Here is a 15,839-nt window from a genome sequence, read left to right as displayed (position 1 = left end):
CCAAAGGAACATGGCTTTTTTATGAATCAGGCTACGCCCTGCAAGGAACGCCCACCAGGTAACTGAGCAAAATATTGCTTCAGTGCGTCAATACAGCGATGTACTTTCATTGGATATTGTTCACGTTTCGATGTTAACGCATGTAAGGTATATGCAGGTAACTGCCAATCTGGTAACACTTCAACCAAAGAGCCACTCACCAATTCCTTTTGAATATCCATATATAAAATACGGGCAATTCCATGTCCTTGTTGGCATAGTGACTTAGCAACAAAGACATTATTGGTGCCTAAACGTGATTTCATATCCACATTAACAACTTCCCCACTTGTCCCATGACGGAACGAAAAGTGTTGGTAGTTTTGCATCAAGGTGATTGGAAGTAATTCATGATGATGCAAATCTTCAGGGCGCGTAATTGGTTGGGCTTGATTCAAATAGCTCGGGGAAGCAACCAATACCTGATCAACTCTTGCCAAAGGGACAGCTGACAGTTGATGATCATCCACTTTAAGACTCATTCGAATCGCAATATCAATACGCTCTTCAATGAGATCGATATAACGATGATCCGCTTCAAAATGAATGGCTAAGCCTTTATGTGCTGACATCCAATGAGAAAGCGCAGGAATAATATGCAATGCACCAAGTTCAGGTGTGGTCGCAATACGCAGATCTCCAACCAGATCATCACGTAATTCATTAATTCGGATTTTGCCACGCTCAGCCGCAGCTAACATTTCTTGGCAACTTAAAAAGAATGCTTGCCCAGCCTCGGTAAGACTCAGTTTTCGAGTTGAGCGATGAAGTAAAGTGACATCCATTTCTTGCTCTAAAGAGCGGATTTGTTGACTCACTGCGCTGGTTGTGATTCCTAACTCTCGTGCTGCACCACTGAAAGAGCTTCTTTCCACAACACAGGCGAAAACCCCCATTGCACGCAATTGATCTAGCATAGACTTCCCTCTTACCTTAATTTATTAATATGCTTATTGTTCTAATGAAAGCAATCTCAATTCAGTATACAAGGAAGTCTATTTGCGCACTAGAGGATTATTAATAAATTATTGAATGATTATTAATAATCTTAACGTTAATTTGGTAAAACCGTGACTGGGTTCACAGGTTTACCATCTAAACGAACTTGGAACTCCAACATGACACGTGATGCACCTGATGATCCCATTTCTGCGATTTTCTGTCCCGCAGTCACTGTATCGCCACTCTTCACTAGCATTTTACTGTTGTGCGCGTAAGCGGTGATGTAACCATCAATATGCTTCACCAAAACCAGATTACCATATTCTTTTAGGCCATCCGCGGCATAGACTACTTGTCCATTTGCTGCAGCAAAAACTGGATCACCTTCGTTACCACCGTAACGCGTCCCTTTCACATTACTCGCTAAATTAAAGGTTTGAATAATCGGACCATTCGATGGTTTGACCCAACGCAGACTCGAAGCCAAAGTCGTTGATGGGTTCACTGGTACAGCAGGAACAACGGGTCTCGGTACAACAGGTTGTGTTTTTGGTACAACAGGTTGCTGAGATGGCAAATTAATACTTTGACGTTGAATAGGTGTCGTTTGTGTCATGGCTTGCGTAGACGTTGTACGCTGCGCTACAGAACCTTTTAAACGCAAAGACTGATTCACATAAATTCGATAAGGCGGTGCAATTCCATTCAGTGCAGCAACATCCAAGTAGTTCAAACCATAGCGATTTGAGATTGCACTCAGTGTATCACCGGAGCGTACAGTATAATAATTCGGTGCTTGCACATAACGTGTTCCATTATTTACTTGCGGTTTAGATGCACAACCTGTCATAACTGCCACTGTAGCAACCGCCATAGACAAAACGATTGTTTTAATCATCTTCTGTGATAGAAAAACCGAGACATGGTTTAAGTGCATCTTCGCCCTCATCGAAAAAACCTTATTTACTTTGCGCCTAAGAGTATCAAAAAAGTGAGAAAAAACGAGTTCTCACTTTCTATATTCACAAACTTATAACATTCATACGGCTAACCATTTACATGAGCATGTAAATTTTCAAGTACCGCATAGTTGGTTGCATCCATCTGGATCGGTGTAATACTGACATAGCCATTTGAAACAGCAAAAAAATCGGACTGGATTTCACTTGACCCAGCTTGCGGATCAGTAATTGCTTCTCCAGCTAAGCCAATCCAATACACTTGACGTCCACGTGGGTCGACATGACTACTGATCGGCTTTGATTGTGCACGGCGACCCTGATAGGTGACCTGCGCCCCTTTGATCTGTTCAATATCCGGGATATTAATATTAAAGATGTGACGTGGTGGCAGCACTGGCAGACCTTTAGCAATAAAGTCATGTACCCATTTTGCCGCTACTGCATAATGCTGTGGATGTTCATAAGCACGAACATTGGATCCCGCTAGCGACACGGCAATTGCTGGATGTTTCATTAAACGCCCTTCAAAAGCTGCACCGACCGTACCTGAATATAGAACATCATCTCCCAGATTTGCCCCGCTGTTGATACCACTGACCACCAGATCGAATTCAAAATCAAAAAGACCGTTCATTGATAAATAAACACAATCCGCAGGTGTTCCATTAACAGCCCAGACATCTTCAGAAATCTGGATAGGACGTAAGGGACGGTCTAAGGTCAAAGCACTCGAGTAACCGCTTCGCTCACTTTCAGGAGCAACCACAACCACTCGGCCTAATGGCTTTAACGCTTGCGCTAAAGCCTGTAATCCTGGTGCAAACACACCATCATCATTCGCGATTAAAATATTCACTAAAATCAAATCTCTTCAATGTTACTAGGCAGTTTTTTCAATTGAATTATTCCTTGAATTATATATATTTATGGCTTCATAGTATTAGAAATTTATACAGCCATGAGACATTTATCTAATTTTATTCGAATTTTTGGGGTAAGTTTCACACTTTTAACAGCACCCGCTGTTTTTGCAGATGAAGCGGTTTCAGCAAAAGAAGCGGATGCATTAATTAAAGATGACATTGCCAATGCACAAGTCCTTATTGAAATGTGCCCTAATCTAATTGGCAAGAATGCTAAATTTGACCAGAACATCAAAAAAATGCTGGGTTCATATTTAAGTAATTACTCAGACAAATCTGCATCTTTAGACAGTCTACAAAAAGATGGAGAATTTAAAAGCCTACTCAAAGAAGCACGCGAAGCCGCCTCAGAAGTGGACAAAGCTGAACAAAAATCAGTATGTGAAGACGTACTCAATTTCGAAGGCTAAACTGCTTTCAAGATTTTGTTGTGGTTTTACACATAATCGTTTAAAACCACACAACCTGTATAAGCCATCTATCAACCTCTCAACCGCCATCCACATTTTTTTGAATTCAAGCAATAACCAGTTATTACCAAGCATCGGGTTCTCGAACCATATGAATAATATTGGCTGGGCTTGTAATCCACCCTCCTCGAAATCCTTCTGGCAAAGGTTCAATTGCATCACAACGGGTCACCCCTTGCGTATTTAAATATTGAGCAGCCTCAGGAAAATTATCCGTAAACAATTCCAGCCAAAGCTCAGCTTGACTCATTTCTGGCGCTGGAGCCAGCCACAATTTAACTGGACCAAGTTCAAAACCAATATCAGGCGATTTTTCTGTAATTTGTTTAAGACCAATCACGTCACGATAAAATATAACCGTAGCTTCAAATTGGTGTGGTGGAAGTTTAAGGGCGATATCAACACCACCCGTGAATTTTGCCTTCATCTTTTAACTCCTTTTCCATGTGATTTGTTATTTTCTCTTGTGCTTTTTTTGCTTTATTCATTCACCCTACAGCTCTAGCCACTTCATGCCTACTCATAGCAACACTCGGGGCAACCACTGTAGCTTATTTTTTTAAGCATGTTATGTACAAACAAGGATGTCAAGCCAAGGAATATCTACTCTTATCGTACGAACCATATTTTATATTTTGAAAGCTGAAAGCCACACTTTCTCTACGCTTCCTACAGCAAACATACATTTTTTAACATGCTTTTATGCTATAAGTTATTCAAATTCTTTAAGTCTTGTTTTGAGTTTGATTTCTTATGAAGAAAAATGTTTTTAAAACACTAGGTTTATCATTGCTCATCGCTTCGAGCGCTTTAGCTCCTACAGCCTTTGCAGCAGATAAAAAAACCGCTGAAGCAGAAAAGATTGAAGTAACCCCTACGTCTGATAGTGTGACCAAGCAAGAACTTGCGGCAATCTATGTTCTATCTGAAATTTGCCCAAGCTTAATCGGCAAAGATTTAAAATTTAACAAAGCCTATGACAATTTAGTCAAAGCCTATTTAAATAACGATGCCAAAGCTGTCGAAACCCTAAACAAACGTGTCAAAGGTAAAGATTTCCAAGAAGCGTTAAAAGAAGCGCGTGCTGATGCAAAAGCAGCTTCTGACAATGACAACCGTCAAATTTGCGATGATGTTCGTAATTATTATTCGAAATAATCCGACCAATTAAGCGTCAGGTTACAATACTGTATGAAAAAGCCGATTTCTCCCGTAGAAGTCGGCTTTGCTTTGTCCTAAAATGCTAGGCTCGTCTGCTTCATACAAGATACTGGAACCACCTAGAATGACTCACAAAAGCGCTCTTGCTGCATTACTCCTTTTGCCAAGCTTTTCATATGCAGCAACTGTCCTATCCGCTCCGCCAGAATTAAATAATAAATCCTATGTACTTATGGATTACGAGACTGGACAGATTCTCGCTGCAAAAAATGAAAATGAAAAACTTGCACCTGCTTCAATGACAAAAATGATGACAAGCTACATCATTGAGCAGAAGCTTTTAAAAGGTGAATTGACTGAAAACGAACAAGTCCGCATGAATGAATCTGCGTGGTGTCGTGGCAGCAGTTCTGAATCATGTATGTACGTTCCATTAAATGGTACGGCGACAGTTCTGGAAATGCTACGTGGTATCATTATCCAGTCGGGCAATGATGCATCTAAAGCAATGGCAGAACACATTGCGGGCAACGAAGGCACTTTTGCTCACATGATGAACCAAGAAGCAAAACGTGTGGGTATGGTAAATACACATTTTATCAACTCAACAGGTATGCCAGCTGACGGTCATTATTCAACTGCAAAAGATATGGCGATTCTTGCTCAGCACATTATCAAAGACAGTTCGAAGTACTACCCGATCTATTCTGAAAAAGAATTTACTTTCAACGGAATTAAGCAAGGTAACCGTAATGCCCTGCTTTATACCGATCCAAGCGTTGATGGCTTAAAAACAGGTCATACCAATGAAGCTGGCTTCTGCTTAACCACATCGAGCAAACGTGGTCCAATGCGTTTGATCTCGGTGATCTTTGGTACACCAAGCATGAATGAACGTGCCAGCCAAACTCGTACTTTATTGGCTTGGGGCTTTGCCAACTTTGAAACGGCAAACGTTCAACCGGCCAACCAAGTACTTGCTAAAGCAAAAGTATGGTTTGGTAAACAAGATGAAGTTCAAATTGGCTTAGCTGAAAACTTCAACGTTACCATGCCTAAAGGCCAAGCTGACAAAATCAAGACTCAGCTTGTGGTTCAACCGAAACTCAATGCACCTTTAGCCAAAGGTCAAGTGGTTGGTAAATTAGTGGCGAGTCTTGATGGTAAAGTGATTGCTGAGAAACCACTTGTGGCATTAAAACCTGTTGAAGAAGCTGGTTTCTTTGCCCGCATGATTGACCATATCAAAATGTTCTTCAGCAACTTATTCTAAATTTTAGAAGAGTCAGATTAAGCATTCATGCCCTTGGGCATGAATGCTTTTTTATTTTATAATTCCTTTAAATTTTTCGATCGAAAGCAACTATGCCAAAGAACATCCGTCCTTATTTAGACCAAAATCCTGATGTTGATCCAAGCTGCTACGTGGATGACATGTCCGTGGTCATTGGTGATGTCAAATTAGCAGAGAATGTTTCAGTTTGGCCATTTGCGGTGATTCGTGGTGATGTCAATTCAATTCAGATTGGTAAAAACAGCAATGTACAAGATCATTGTATGTTGCATGTCAGCCATAAAAATCAATCTAAACCGAATGGTTCTCCATTGCTAATTGGCGAAGATGTGACGGTTGGACATCATGTGACTTTACATGGTTGTAGCATTGGCAATCGTGTCTTGATCGGGATTAATACCGTGGTATTAGATGACGTCATTATTGAAGATGATGTGATGATTGGTGCAGGCAGTCTGGTTCCACCACGTAAAGTGTTAAAAAGTGGTTATCTCTATGTCGGTAGTCCAGTTCAGCAAGTTCGCGCACTGACTGAAAAAGAAATGGAATTTTTACCTTACTCAGCACGTCATTATGTGAAAGTGAAGGATAATTATCTCAATCAAGAGAATTAATTTGAAAATCAGCATTTAATGCTCTATTAAATGCTGATCAAATATAAATAATTAAGCGCTGACACCAGTGAGATATCACAGCTCACATAAAGAACAATTCACGCCTCGGCAATTGTGCAATACCGATGTCCGAGCACCCTTTTTATGGGTCCCGGGTCCTTCAACCAATGGCCCTGCCAATTGCTCGGCACCCGATGAGGGTCTCCATTTATTTTTAACCGAGATCTTTTGATGCCCTGTAATCATCGGTTTTAATAACATGGATTGCTGACAATATGGGCAGGACGTATTATCCCTTGCAATACTGACCATCGGGACATTCTGCTCAAAAATCCCTTCACAATGTTCACATCTAAAATCATACAATGGCATCTTAAAATCCTTCTTATACGCTGGTATTCATATTACTAGCGGTGTCCCCAAAACTTATTCTCGTTTAAGGCACCCTGCGGCAAAATATTCTTCTCAAAAATAGAGGTCGGTAAAGAAATTGTGCAGGCACAGTTTGGAATATCCACAATACCACCGATACGCCCTTCAACAGGTGCAGCAGTCAGCAACATGTAGGCTTGAGATCCGGTAAATCCAAAATTCTCAAGATACTTAATCGCTTTTAAACAGGCTTGGCGATAAGCAACCGTGGCATCCAAATAATGATTTACCCCATTTTCAACACTGATGCCTTCAAAGGTTAACCACTGATCGTAATTAGGTCTGACATTACTTGGAACAAAGATCGGTGAATCAATATTATATTTTTCCATTCCGCCTTTAATCAGATCAAAACCAACACGGGTTACCCCATCCATTTCAATCGCGCCACAGAAACCGATTTCACCATCACCTTGTGAAAAGTGTAAATCCCCCATAGAGAAGCCGGCACCTTTTTGATATACAGGAAAATAAATACGGCTGCCCGCAGCAAGATCTTTAATGTCGGTATTACCCCCATGCTCACGCGGTGGCACTGTACGTGCTGCTTCAGCAGCCATCCGATCAAACTCTGCTCCTGTCACGCCTCTCAGCACCGCAGTTCTTGGATCGGGTGGATTGGCCTGCCCTTTAGGCACCAATAACGCTTCTCGACGATTCCACTCCTTTAAAAGTTCATGCGAAGGAAGCGTTCCCATTAATCCGGGATGTTTTAAACCTGCGATACGTACACCGGGAATATGACGCGAGGTTGCAAATAAGCCTTTTAAATCCCAAATCGCCTTATCTGCTTCAGGAAAATAATCAGCTAAAAACCCACCGCCATTTTCCTTGGCAAAGACTCCAGAAAAGCCAACCGAAGAGATTGGCTGTATATCCAGTAGATCGATCACCAATAAATCCCCTGGCTCAGCCCCTTCAACATAAAAAGGCCCTGTCAGTGGATGCGCTCGTGTGAGATCCACATTTTTCACATCGGAGACATCATCGGTATCTTTGATTTGGGCATCTAAAAAATCCAGACTTTCAATCAGAATTTCTTCACCTGGTTTCACCGATGTTAAAAATGGAATATCTGGATGCCAGCGATTATGGCCAATCTCTGCTTGTTCCGCTAAAGCGACACCAGGTTTAATTTTAATATGTTGCATATGACTTCAACTCCGTGTGATGTATATGAATCTAATCAATTATCTGTTCTACTTCTAAATCATTGAAAGGCCAAACAAAGGCTACACTTCTTGGATGGAATAATTATTTTTACCTTGCGATCAAAAAACACACTAGCACATTCTGTTTTTTTGAAGCAATTCCTTTTCGATTCTCAACACAACAAATACTCACCAATGGCAACAAATATTTTTCTTCTACTTTAGTGAATTAACCTTCCTATATAGCCAAAAACAGCCAAATTTTGTAGAATACGTTTTTTAAAACCATGGTGCTTTCTATGACCGCTTGGACACCTCATGTCACAGTCGCCACTGTAGTCGAAAAAGACGGACGTTTTCTGTTTGTTGAAGAACACAGCGAAGGCTTTGTACATACCGTGTTTAATCAACCTGCGGGTCATGTCGAATGTGGTGAAACCATTATCGAAGCAGCAATCCGTGAGACCTTAGAAGAAACAGGTCATCATGTCGAAATTGATCATCTGCTCGGGATTTACACCTATACACCGCCAATGTTTCCTGACCGCACCTATTACCGCTTTTGCTTCTTGGCCCATGTCACGGCAGTTGAAGAAAATGCGCAACTGGATACAGGCATTGTTGCTGCGGTCTGGATGAATCTGGATGAACTAGAAGAATCCGCACGTGCACGTAGTCCATTGGTTTTAAAAGCTGTTAAAGATGCCCTTGCTGGCAAAAAATATCCTTTATCGCTTATTTACGAGCACCCTTTCTCTCCCTCATTAACTTCTCATTTGGACGCTTAATTAGATGCAACAACGTGTCATCGTCGGTATGTCTGGTGGTGTAGACTCCTCTGTTTCTGCCGCATTATTACTTCAACAAGGATATCAAGTTGAAGGTCTTTTCATGAAAAACTGGGAAGAAGATGATGGTACGGATTACTGCACAGCATTAGAAGACCTAGCAGATGCACAGGCTGTTGCTGATAAGATTGGCATCAAGCTACATACTGCCAACTTTGCCATGGAATATTGGGATCGTGTCTTTGAGCACTTCTTGGCTGAATACGCTGCTGGGCGTACCCCGAACCCAGATATTTTATGTAATAAAGAAATTAAATTCCGTGCCTTCCTTGATCATGCCATGACCTTAGGTGCAGACTTTATTGCAACAGGTCACTATGCGCGTCGTGGTGCGAGCATGCAGAACTCACGCGGTGAAACCTATGCCCCATTGCTGCGTGGTGTCGATAACAATAAAGACCAGACTTATTTCTTACATGCGGTACATGGTCGTGAAATTAACAAGACCTTGTTCCCAGTCGGTGAAATTGAAAAGCCCGAAGTGCGTCGCATTGCGGAACAACTTGATTTAGCAACAGCCAAGAAAAAAGACTCAACGGGTATTTGTTTTATTGGTGAGCGCCGTTTTACTGACTTCCTCAAACAATATTTACCTGCACAAGCTGGAAAAATTGTTTTGGAATCAGGTAAAGAAGTTGGTGAACATCATGGCTTGATGTACTATACGCTGGGTCAACGCGGTGGTATTGGTATCGGTGGGATGAAAGGTGTACAAGAAGGTGCATGGTTCGTACTGCATAAAGATATTGCCAATAACCGACTGGTGATTGGCCAAGGACATGAACATCCATTAATGCAAAGTACACAGCTTTGGAGCGAGTCGATTGATTGGGTTGCAGGTGAACAGGATATTCCAAGTACTGGATTCCGATGCACGGCAAAAACCCGTTATCGCCAACCTGATCAGGCGTGTACAATTTATCGTGATGAACAGACTGAACATGGTATTCGGGTTGAGTTTGATGAACCACAACGCGCTGTAACGCCTGGGCAAAGCGTGGTGTTCTACTCCGGAGAGGTGTGCTTAGGTGGTGGTGTGATTCACCATACCAATGCACCTGAACCAGATTTTATTTAAGGAAATTGGAAGCGAAGCATGGTCGAGTTACCCTTTCAGCACACTCAAGCGTTGAATGTTAGACAGAACCGTGCTCTGGCATTGGCTGCGGTCTTTCAAGCAACCCAGCTTACACATATGACCGCAATGGCAGGTCAGCAAAGTATTGGCGATAGTGGTAATTTTTACTTTGAACTCTTGATCAAAGCCAGTCTGAATATCCGCCCGACCGCTAATAATGCCAAGCAAACCCTCGATTTCTTTAACCAGCTTGCTGATATTTCACTTGGTTTAAAAACATTAGAAGGTTGTATTACCCAACCTTTTAATACGTCACCCAAATCTCGTGTTCCCAAAATGTCCACCGCTAAACTGCCAATGTCCTATGCAATGGCCTTATTGCAACTGGAAAAGAAAGTCTACAGTAATCCCGAATACGTCAAAATCATCGAAACCGCACAACAAAAAATCTTAAAGCAACTCTCATTTTTCGATAATAACTATCTGCACCCAAGCATTATTGCCAATCTCGCACAGACCTATGTTGAAACTGCCGGGCAGATTAATCCACGTATTTTAGTGCGTGGCAATGCAGAAGCTTTTAAAGACATCAACCATACCAACCGTATTCGTGCCTGCCTATTTACAGGCTTGCAGATGGCGCATTTATGGAAACAGCTCGGTGGTAGCTCTTGGGCGATGATCTTTAGCAAACGCAAGTTATTACAAGATATCCAAGCTCTCGCTCGTTTGCAGTATCAGGTGGTATAGACCGATGCTACAACGAATTTATTTTTATACCGTTTTACAACCTCTCTAAATCTCTCCTGTAAGGAGAGACTTTAATTTAAGGAATCTGTATGAATGCTTTAACCGCACTCTCGCCACTTGATGGACGTTACGCTAGCAAATGCGATGCCCTACGCCCTTTTTTGTCTGAGTTTGGTTTAATCCACGCTCGTGTCACGGTTGAAGTGCGTTGGTTACAAGCACTTGCAAATCGTGCAGAAATCATCGAAGTTGCGCCATTTTCAAATGAAACCAATGCTGCTTTAGATGCGATTGTTGCAGATTTCTCTGAACAAGATGCAAACCGCATTAAAGAAATTGAACGCACCACTAACCACGATGTAAAAGCAGTTGAATACTTCCTTAAAGAAAAAATTGCCAACATCGATGAATTACAAAATGCAGGTGAATTTATTCACTTTGCTTGTACGTCTGAAGACATTAATAACTTGTCTCATGCGCTTATGTTGAAAAATGGTCGTGAGGTTCTCGTTTCAAGCATGAAACAAATTCTCAATGCGATCTCAGCTTTGGCGATTACACATGCCGACCAACCGATGTTATCTCGTACACACGGTCAAACTGCAAGCCCAACCACTTTGGGTAAAGAGATGGCGAACGTTGCTTATCGTTTAGCGCGCCAAATCAAGCAATTTGAAAATGTTGAGTTATTGGGCAAGATCAATGGTGCTGTCGGTAACTATAACGCCCACCTTTCTGCTTACCCAGAAATTGACTGGGCTGCACATGCACAAGCATTCGTTGAGTCTTTAGGTTTAAGCTTCAACCCGTACACCACGCAAATCGAGCCACATGACTATATGGCTGAATTGTTTGATGCTTTACGCCGTTACAACACCATCTTGATCGACTTTAACCGTGATGTTTGGGGTTATATCTCTCTCGGTTACTTCAAACAAAAGTTAAAAGATGGCGAAGTGGGTTCTTCAACTATGCCACACAAAGTAAACCCGATCGACTTTGAAAACTCTGAAGGTAACTTGGGTATTGCCAATGCTGTCTTGGGTCACCTTGGTGAAAAACTTCCAGTTTCTCGCTGGCAGCGTGACTTAACCGACTCAACTGTATTACGTAATATGGGTGTTGGTTTTGCGCAAAGCTTAATTGCGTTTGATGCCTGCTTAAAAGGGATTGGTAAACTTGAATTGAATGCTGCACGTTTAGACGAAGATTTAAACGAAGCACAAGAAGTTCTTGCTGAACCAATTCAAACAGTTATGCGTCGTTATAACGTTGAAAAGCCATACGAAAAATTAAAAGCGCTTACCCGTGGTCAGGCTATGACACGCGACATGATGGTAAACTTTGTGAAAGGTGATGAACTTGCGCAAGTGCCAGAAGATGAACGTACTCGTTTAGCTGAGCTTACTCCTGCAACTTATACAGGAAATGCCGCTGAACAAGCAAAACAAATCAATGATTTGATTAGCAAGATCTAAAACTGATTGACTTAAAAAAGCAGAGCTTCGGCTCTGCTTTTTTTGTTTCATCACCCTACAATTATTTTTAGAAGCCATTCTCACAGCCTATTTCTAAAAAATTTTTAAAATTTTGATTTAATAGACTTCACTTTAAGCATCACTCCTAATATCACCCAAATTCAGATGGTTCTATTTTATATTTCTTGAATAGCATTTCACGCATCTTTGGATTGATATCCTCATCATATTTAATAGTTAAAAATATATCCCTTATAGTAGAAAATAGCTTATTCCCCCATAACAACTAGCTTCTTTATACTCAAAAACTGAAAAGAAAATTAATATAAAACATGGAAGATTGCTACTCCTCAATTTTCAAAACAAAATCTTTATTAAAGTCTTTCAGCCCATCCCTGACTGTACCAGAAATATTAATCTTATAAATACCAGACTTGATTGGCGTACCTTCAATCTTAGTCAAAGCATGAGGAGCAAAATCTTTATCCCCTTGACTTGATAAGACAATCAAACCACTCTTTTGATCTATATTTGATTCCACAAAAAAAGTATCCTCAATCACACGGTATTCCTTCATCTTTATTTCCGCATAATAAGGGCTTCCAACCTTTCCTCTAGGGATTTCTTTTGTCAAAAAGACATCATTACTTATATTAGAGCAACCTAATATAAATAATGATATTAGTATCAGAATTTTTTCATTTGTTTGAACTCTATTTTTTAATTTCATTTTTAAACTATAAGTTATTTCTTATTCGTCACTTCTAAATGCCAAATCGTTTCTCCCTAGCTACTTCTCAATCTTTTGAAGTACTTCACCACATTCAAAATAACGGGACTGCAATTGACTTACAGGACTTCACCAATCAACTGGTATGGAAATAGGCTCTATTTAAATCGTATCTAGTCATTTCAACCCCATACAAGATGAGGCTTTTAAAAACTAAAACTTATTATGACTCGCTATCAAAGATCCAGTATTCCTCACCCCAGTCTTTGTTATATTTAGGAATTAATGTTCCTTTAGTAAAATACAAACGCTTCTCCTTTTGGCTAGATAAAATCCAATAACCTGTTCTTGGGCATAGCTCGCCACCTATAACTTTTAAATCAGGTGTAGCAAAAACACTTATCTCTTCTCCCCCAATATCTTCAAACTCACCTTCTACTAATTCAACAAAATACCAACTACAATCAACCTCAGAAAAAACATTATTTGCAATCAGCTCTGGGGCCAATCCTAATTGGCTATCATAACTTAGTTTTACATAACCAAAATCATCATCTATTTTCTTCTTTTTAATATTTTCAATTGCGAATGTTCTTAGTTCTTCAGATGGAGTCCATGCTGTATATTCATTAAACTTAGAAAACAATTGCTTACCTAAAGCATTTATTGTACGGCACTCTTCTAACCATCCTCTTTCAAATGTATCTGACTCCTGATAAGTCCAAGCAAATTGTGGTACGCCATATTGATCACCCACAGGGATATATACGCCTGTTTTTGGGATAAGTTCCCCACTATTTACTCGTATATCTGTATGAACTCGAAGCTTTGGCACTTTACGATCAAAAATTCCCAGTTCTTTAATCACTTCAAATAAAGTATATAAACTCCATGATCTTGGAGGCTTAACACAAGAATCGTAATAACTACATAATCTATATAGTTCATCAAAGCGCATTTTAAAATCTGTTTCTTCTTCTTCTGACATCCAGTTGGGTTGAAACTCGCCTAACATACGTGCTGTATTATATGCAGGTGTCCAGCCATATTTTTCCTGTTTAGTCTGTTCTATAATCCTAATCAAACCTAATCTGAAATCAAGTAAAGACGGGTAAGCATAGGTGCTCCAATTGGCTGAGGTATCCCCCATTCCCCAACCTTCTTGCAATAGGACACGATCCCGATATTGTTGATCAGCTAGATCAATTACTCCACCAGTATATTGAATCAAATCATCCAATTTGGTCAGTAACATCTCTAAATAAGATCGTGAAGTAACATAATAGATTAGGGCAACTGATTGCTTTTGAAAACGAGTCAATTGCTGTTCTATATTCTGCATTATGAGCATCTCTCAATTTTATCTATTAATAACTTGTCCAGATATATTTGGAAGACCAATTCTGACATCTTTTAGCTGCTCATCAAAATCAGTCATTCCCCAATTTGTATCATAAGGACCATGAATATTCTGTTCTTTAATTTTGCTTCGTACTGCCTGATATTTAGCTTTCTCAGCCGGAGACAAACTATTATAGGCATCCCGTCTTATTGGGGATTTAAGCGATAAACGTCCATAAGTATCCACGGGATAATAAATGGTATTGTCGAACTTTCCTTCTTTGAAAATAACCTGTTCCCAACCACCTGATAAATGATAACTATCTCCTAAAGCATCTTTTGTTTGGCTTGAGGCAGGGCCACGCCATACCTTAATTGATTGACCAGCAGGAATATCATAAATTACAAACTGTCCATTTGCATTCCAGTCTGGCCATACCGCTAGATATTTACGCCAAGCCGCTTTCGGATCAGGACTATTTTTAATTTTAACAAAGACTTCTTCTGTGACCCAACACTCACCAAATGCACCATTTGCAGGTGAAGTTACACGGTATAATCTGGCAGGGCCAGTAATAATATCTGCTGACAACCTACTAAATGAAGCAATATTATAATCAGCCAAAGGAGGATAACCATCTTTTACCATTTCATTAACCGTCTTTCTTTTACTAGCAGGCTCTAATGGTGCATGTTCTAAATCCCCCCTACTTAACCAAGTCGGCCGTGGCTTTTTAGTACGCATTAAAGTAATAGCACGCGCTTCTGGCAACGTTCCTCTAAAATGAACATTGGTAGTATTCCTTACCGCTGTTCTTTGTAGATATGACTCCATATCCAATCTATAAATAACTCTTGCCAAAGCATCATTAAGAGGCGCTAAAGCTTTTGCCAGTGGGGCATCTGCAGCTTTTCGAATCTTTCTAACAATGGCGACAGTATTTTTAATTTTATCTTTTAAACCAGGAATATATTTAGCCTTATTCGTTAAGTTATCTAATAGTTGAATCCCTCGGTCAAAAGCAGCCAATAACTCCTTTGCACTAAGCTTATTTTTTACTTTTATAATTTCATTCTTTAAATAAACGAGAATATCCACGTTCGGTAGATATTTTTTAATATAATCTTGTACTTGTTTTTTCCTTAAAAAAGTAATAACCCATGTCATAGCTGAATCGACAGCTTTAACAACGGCTTTTCCTCCACTTCGTCTTACAAACAAGAAGAAGATTTTTAAAACCCCTTTAACCAAACTCCCTAGGCTTGGAAATAGACCAATTAAAGTAAGGGCCAATGCGACCCAAGCCCACTGATCCGAAATATCTTCATTTAACTTCTTACAATTTGCCACCAAATCGCGAACATCACATATCTGATCCACAAATGGGATCATGGAAATTGCTGCATCAAATACAATTTGCCCCGTACTACGATTGTCATTGAAGTCTCCTTCAATGGCTTCTACCATCCACTCCCATATACTTTTTTCCTCTTGAATGTCTTTTTGCTCACCAGTCATCCAAGCCAATGCATCTCTAGCTTGTGTAGCATTAGGAATATTATTTGCCATTATTTAAATCCCCAGAACTACGGATTGTTGAATCGTCTTCAATTTCTAATAACTCT

Annotated in this window: 17 protein-coding genes; 8 read left to right on the top strand and 9 right to left on the bottom strand. The window is 40.2% G+C overall.

Annotation, left to right across the window (positions count from 1 at the left end; genetic code table 11):
• Positions 1–26: 26 nt before the first annotated feature.
• The 3 genes from F907_RS11065 to surE all read right to left on the bottom strand — a co-directional run bounded on the left by F907_RS11065 (position 27) and on the right by surE (position 2,799).
• On the bottom strand, positions 27–956 hold the full coding sequence (locus F907_RS11065; protein WP_005271838.1) for a LysR family transcriptional regulator: 930 nt from the start codon (positions 954–956) through the stop codon (positions 27–29).
• Positions 957–1,093: 137 nt separating this feature from the next.
• Complete coding sequence (locus F907_RS11070; RefSeq protein ID WP_016651899.1) at positions 1,094–1,918, bottom strand: peptidoglycan DD-metalloendopeptidase family protein; 825 nt, start codon at positions 1,916–1,918, stop codon at positions 1,094–1,096.
• 110 nt (positions 1,919–2,028) lie between these two features.
• Positions 2,029–2,799: a 5'/3'-nucleotidase SurE gene (gene surE / locus F907_RS11075; RefSeq protein ID WP_005242997.1), complete on the bottom strand. Its 771-nt coding sequence runs from the start codon at positions 2,797–2,799 to the stop codon at positions 2,029–2,031.
• A 102-nt stretch (positions 2,800–2,901) separates the two neighbouring features.
• Between surE and F907_RS11080 the strand changes: the two genes are divergently transcribed.
• Positions 2,902–3,276, top strand: coding sequence for an MCR_0457 family protein (locus F907_RS11080; protein WP_005271840.1), 375 nt, complete (start codon positions 2,902–2,904; stop codon positions 3,274–3,276).
• 124 nt (positions 3,277–3,400) lie between these two features.
• Here the strand turns inward: F907_RS11080 and F907_RS11085 are convergent, their stop codons facing one another.
• Positions 3,401–3,763: a VOC family protein gene (locus F907_RS11085; protein ID WP_016651897.1), complete on the bottom strand. Its 363-nt coding sequence runs from the start codon at positions 3,761–3,763 to the stop codon at positions 3,401–3,403.
• A gap of 326 nt (positions 3,764–4,089) precedes the next feature.
• Between F907_RS11085 and F907_RS11090 the strand changes: the two genes are divergently transcribed.
• The 3 genes from F907_RS11090 to F907_RS11100 all read left to right on the top strand — a co-directional run bounded on the left by F907_RS11090 (position 4,090) and on the right by F907_RS11100 (position 6,405).
• Complete coding sequence (locus tag F907_RS11090) at positions 4,090–4,494, top strand: MCR_0457 family protein (protein ID WP_016651896.1); 405 nt, start codon at positions 4,090–4,092, stop codon at positions 4,492–4,494.
• Between the two features lie 127 nt (positions 4,495–4,621).
• Positions 4,622–5,770, top strand: coding sequence for a D-alanyl-D-alanine carboxypeptidase PBP5/6 (gene dacC, locus F907_RS11095; protein WP_005271844.1), 1,149 nt, complete (start codon positions 4,622–4,624; stop codon positions 5,768–5,770).
• Between the two features lie 92 nt (positions 5,771–5,862).
• A complete protein-coding gene (locus F907_RS11100; RefSeq protein WP_016651895.1) occupies positions 5,863–6,405 on the top strand; it encodes a gamma carbonic anhydrase family protein in 543 nt (180 codons plus the stop codon).
• A gap of 75 nt (positions 6,406–6,480) precedes the next feature.
• Here the strand turns inward: F907_RS11100 and F907_RS11105 are convergent, their stop codons facing one another.
• Complete coding sequence (locus tag F907_RS11105; protein ID WP_016651894.1) at positions 6,481–6,777, bottom strand: FmdB family zinc ribbon protein; 297 nt, start codon at positions 6,775–6,777, stop codon at positions 6,481–6,483.
• Positions 6,778–6,812: 35 nt separating this feature from the next.
• Positions 6,813–7,988, bottom strand: a complete 1,176-nt coding sequence (fmdA, locus tag F907_RS11110; RefSeq protein WP_016651893.1) for a formamidase — start codon at positions 7,986–7,988, stop codon at positions 6,813–6,815.
• Positions 7,989–8,287: 299 nt separating this feature from the next.
• On the opposite strand from fmdA, the gene F907_RS11115 reads away from it, so the two are divergent.
• The 4 genes from F907_RS11115 (at position 8,288) to purB (ending at position 12,142) form a co-directional block, all read left to right on the top strand.
• Positions 8,288–8,776 (top strand): NUDIX hydrolase, encoded by a 489-nt coding sequence (locus F907_RS11115; protein ID WP_005271851.1) that lies wholly within the window; start codon positions 8,288–8,290, stop codon positions 8,774–8,776.
• Positions 8,777–8,780: 4 nt separating this feature from the next.
• Entirely contained in the window at positions 8,781–9,914 is a 1,134-nt protein-coding gene (gene mnmA / locus F907_RS11120) for a tRNA 2-thiouridine(34) synthase MnmA (protein WP_005271862.1), read from the top strand.
• Between the two features lie 18 nt (positions 9,915–9,932).
• Positions 9,933–10,664, top strand: a complete 732-nt coding sequence (gene hflD, locus F907_RS11125) for a high frequency lysogenization protein HflD (RefSeq protein WP_016651892.1) — start codon at positions 9,933–9,935, stop codon at positions 10,662–10,664.
• 89 nt (positions 10,665–10,753) lie between these two features.
• Entirely contained in the window at positions 10,754–12,142 is a 1,389-nt protein-coding gene (gene purB / locus F907_RS11130; protein ID WP_016651891.1) for an adenylosuccinate lyase, read from the top strand.
• Positions 12,143–12,485: 343 nt separating this feature from the next.
• Here purB and F907_RS0117980 read toward each other — a convergent pair whose 3' ends face one another.
• The 3 genes from F907_RS0117980 to F907_RS11140 all read right to left on the bottom strand — a co-directional run bounded on the left by F907_RS0117980 (position 12,486) and on the right by F907_RS11140 (position 15,783).
• The gene (locus F907_RS0117980) at positions 12,486–12,872 is read right to left on the bottom strand and encodes a hypothetical protein (protein WP_032861936.1); all 387 of its coding nucleotides are present in this window, start codon (positions 12,870–12,872) and stop codon (positions 12,486–12,488) included.
• Between the two features lie 223 nt (positions 12,873–13,095).
• Positions 13,096–14,214, bottom strand: a complete 1,119-nt coding sequence (locus tag F907_RS11135; RefSeq protein ID WP_016651889.1) for a hypothetical protein — start codon at positions 14,212–14,214, stop codon at positions 13,096–13,098.
• 18 nt (positions 14,215–14,232) lie between these two features.
• Positions 14,233–15,783 carry a hypothetical protein gene (locus tag F907_RS11140; RefSeq protein WP_016651888.1) on the bottom strand — a complete coding sequence of 517 codons (1,551 nt, stop codon included), beginning with the start codon at positions 15,781–15,783 and terminating at the stop codon, positions 14,233–14,235.
• Positions 15,784–15,839 lie beyond the last annotated feature (56 nt).

The organism is Acinetobacter colistiniresistens, assembly GCF_000413935.1.
GTDB lineage: Bacteria > Pseudomonadota > Gammaproteobacteria > Pseudomonadales > Moraxellaceae > Acinetobacter > Acinetobacter colistiniresistens.
Note: the sequence above shows the minus strand (reverse complement) of the source record. Positions and strands in the feature narration are given on the sequence as shown.

Coding starts and splice junctions, on each gene's coding strand:
- F907_RS11135 (WP_016651889.1), bottom strand. CDS start 14,214: ATGCAGAATATAGAACAGCAATTGACTCGTTTTCAAAAGCAATCAGTT.
- F907_RS11065 (WP_005271838.1), bottom strand. CDS start 956: ATGCTAGATCAATTGCGTGCAATGGGGGTTTTCGCCTGTGTTGTGGAA.
- fmdA (WP_016651893.1), bottom strand. CDS start 7,988: ATGCAACATATTAAAATTAAACCTGGTGTCGCTTTAGCGGAACAAGCA.
- hflD (WP_016651892.1), top strand. CDS start 9,933: ATGGTCGAGTTACCCTTTCAGCACACTCAAGCGTTGAATGTTAGACAG.
- mnmA (WP_005271862.1), top strand. CDS start 8,781: ATGCAACAACGTGTCATCGTCGGTATGTCTGGTGGTGTAGACTCCTCT.
- F907_RS0117980 (WP_032861936.1), bottom strand. CDS start 12,872: ATGAAATTAAAAAATAGAGTTCAAACAAATGAAAAAATTCTGATACTA.
- F907_RS11070 (WP_016651899.1), bottom strand. CDS start 1,918: ATGCACTTAAACCATGTCTCGGTTTTTCTATCACAGAAGATGATTAAA.
- F907_RS11140 (WP_016651888.1), bottom strand. CDS start 15,783: ATGGCAAATAATATTCCTAATGCTACACAAGCTAGAGATGCATTGGCT.
- F907_RS11090 (WP_016651896.1), top strand. CDS start 4,090: ATGAAGAAAAATGTTTTTAAAACACTAGGTTTATCATTGCTCATCGCT.
- F907_RS11085 (WP_016651897.1), bottom strand. CDS start 3,763: ATGAAGGCAAAATTCACGGGTGGTGTTGATATCGCCCTTAAACTTCCA.
- F907_RS11105 (WP_016651894.1), bottom strand. CDS start 6,777: ATGCCATTGTATGATTTTAGATGTGAACATTGTGAAGGGATTTTTGAG.
- F907_RS11115 (WP_005271851.1), top strand. CDS start 8,288: ATGACCGCTTGGACACCTCATGTCACAGTCGCCACTGTAGTCGAAAAA.
- purB (WP_016651891.1), top strand. CDS start 10,754: ATGAATGCTTTAACCGCACTCTCGCCACTTGATGGACGTTACGCTAGC.
- dacC (WP_005271844.1), top strand. CDS start 4,622: ATGACTCACAAAAGCGCTCTTGCTGCATTACTCCTTTTGCCAAGCTTT.
- F907_RS11100 (WP_016651895.1), top strand. CDS start 5,863: ATGCCAAAGAACATCCGTCCTTATTTAGACCAAAATCCTGATGTTGAT.
- F907_RS11080 (WP_005271840.1), top strand. CDS start 2,902: ATGAGACATTTATCTAATTTTATTCGAATTTTTGGGGTAAGTTTCACA.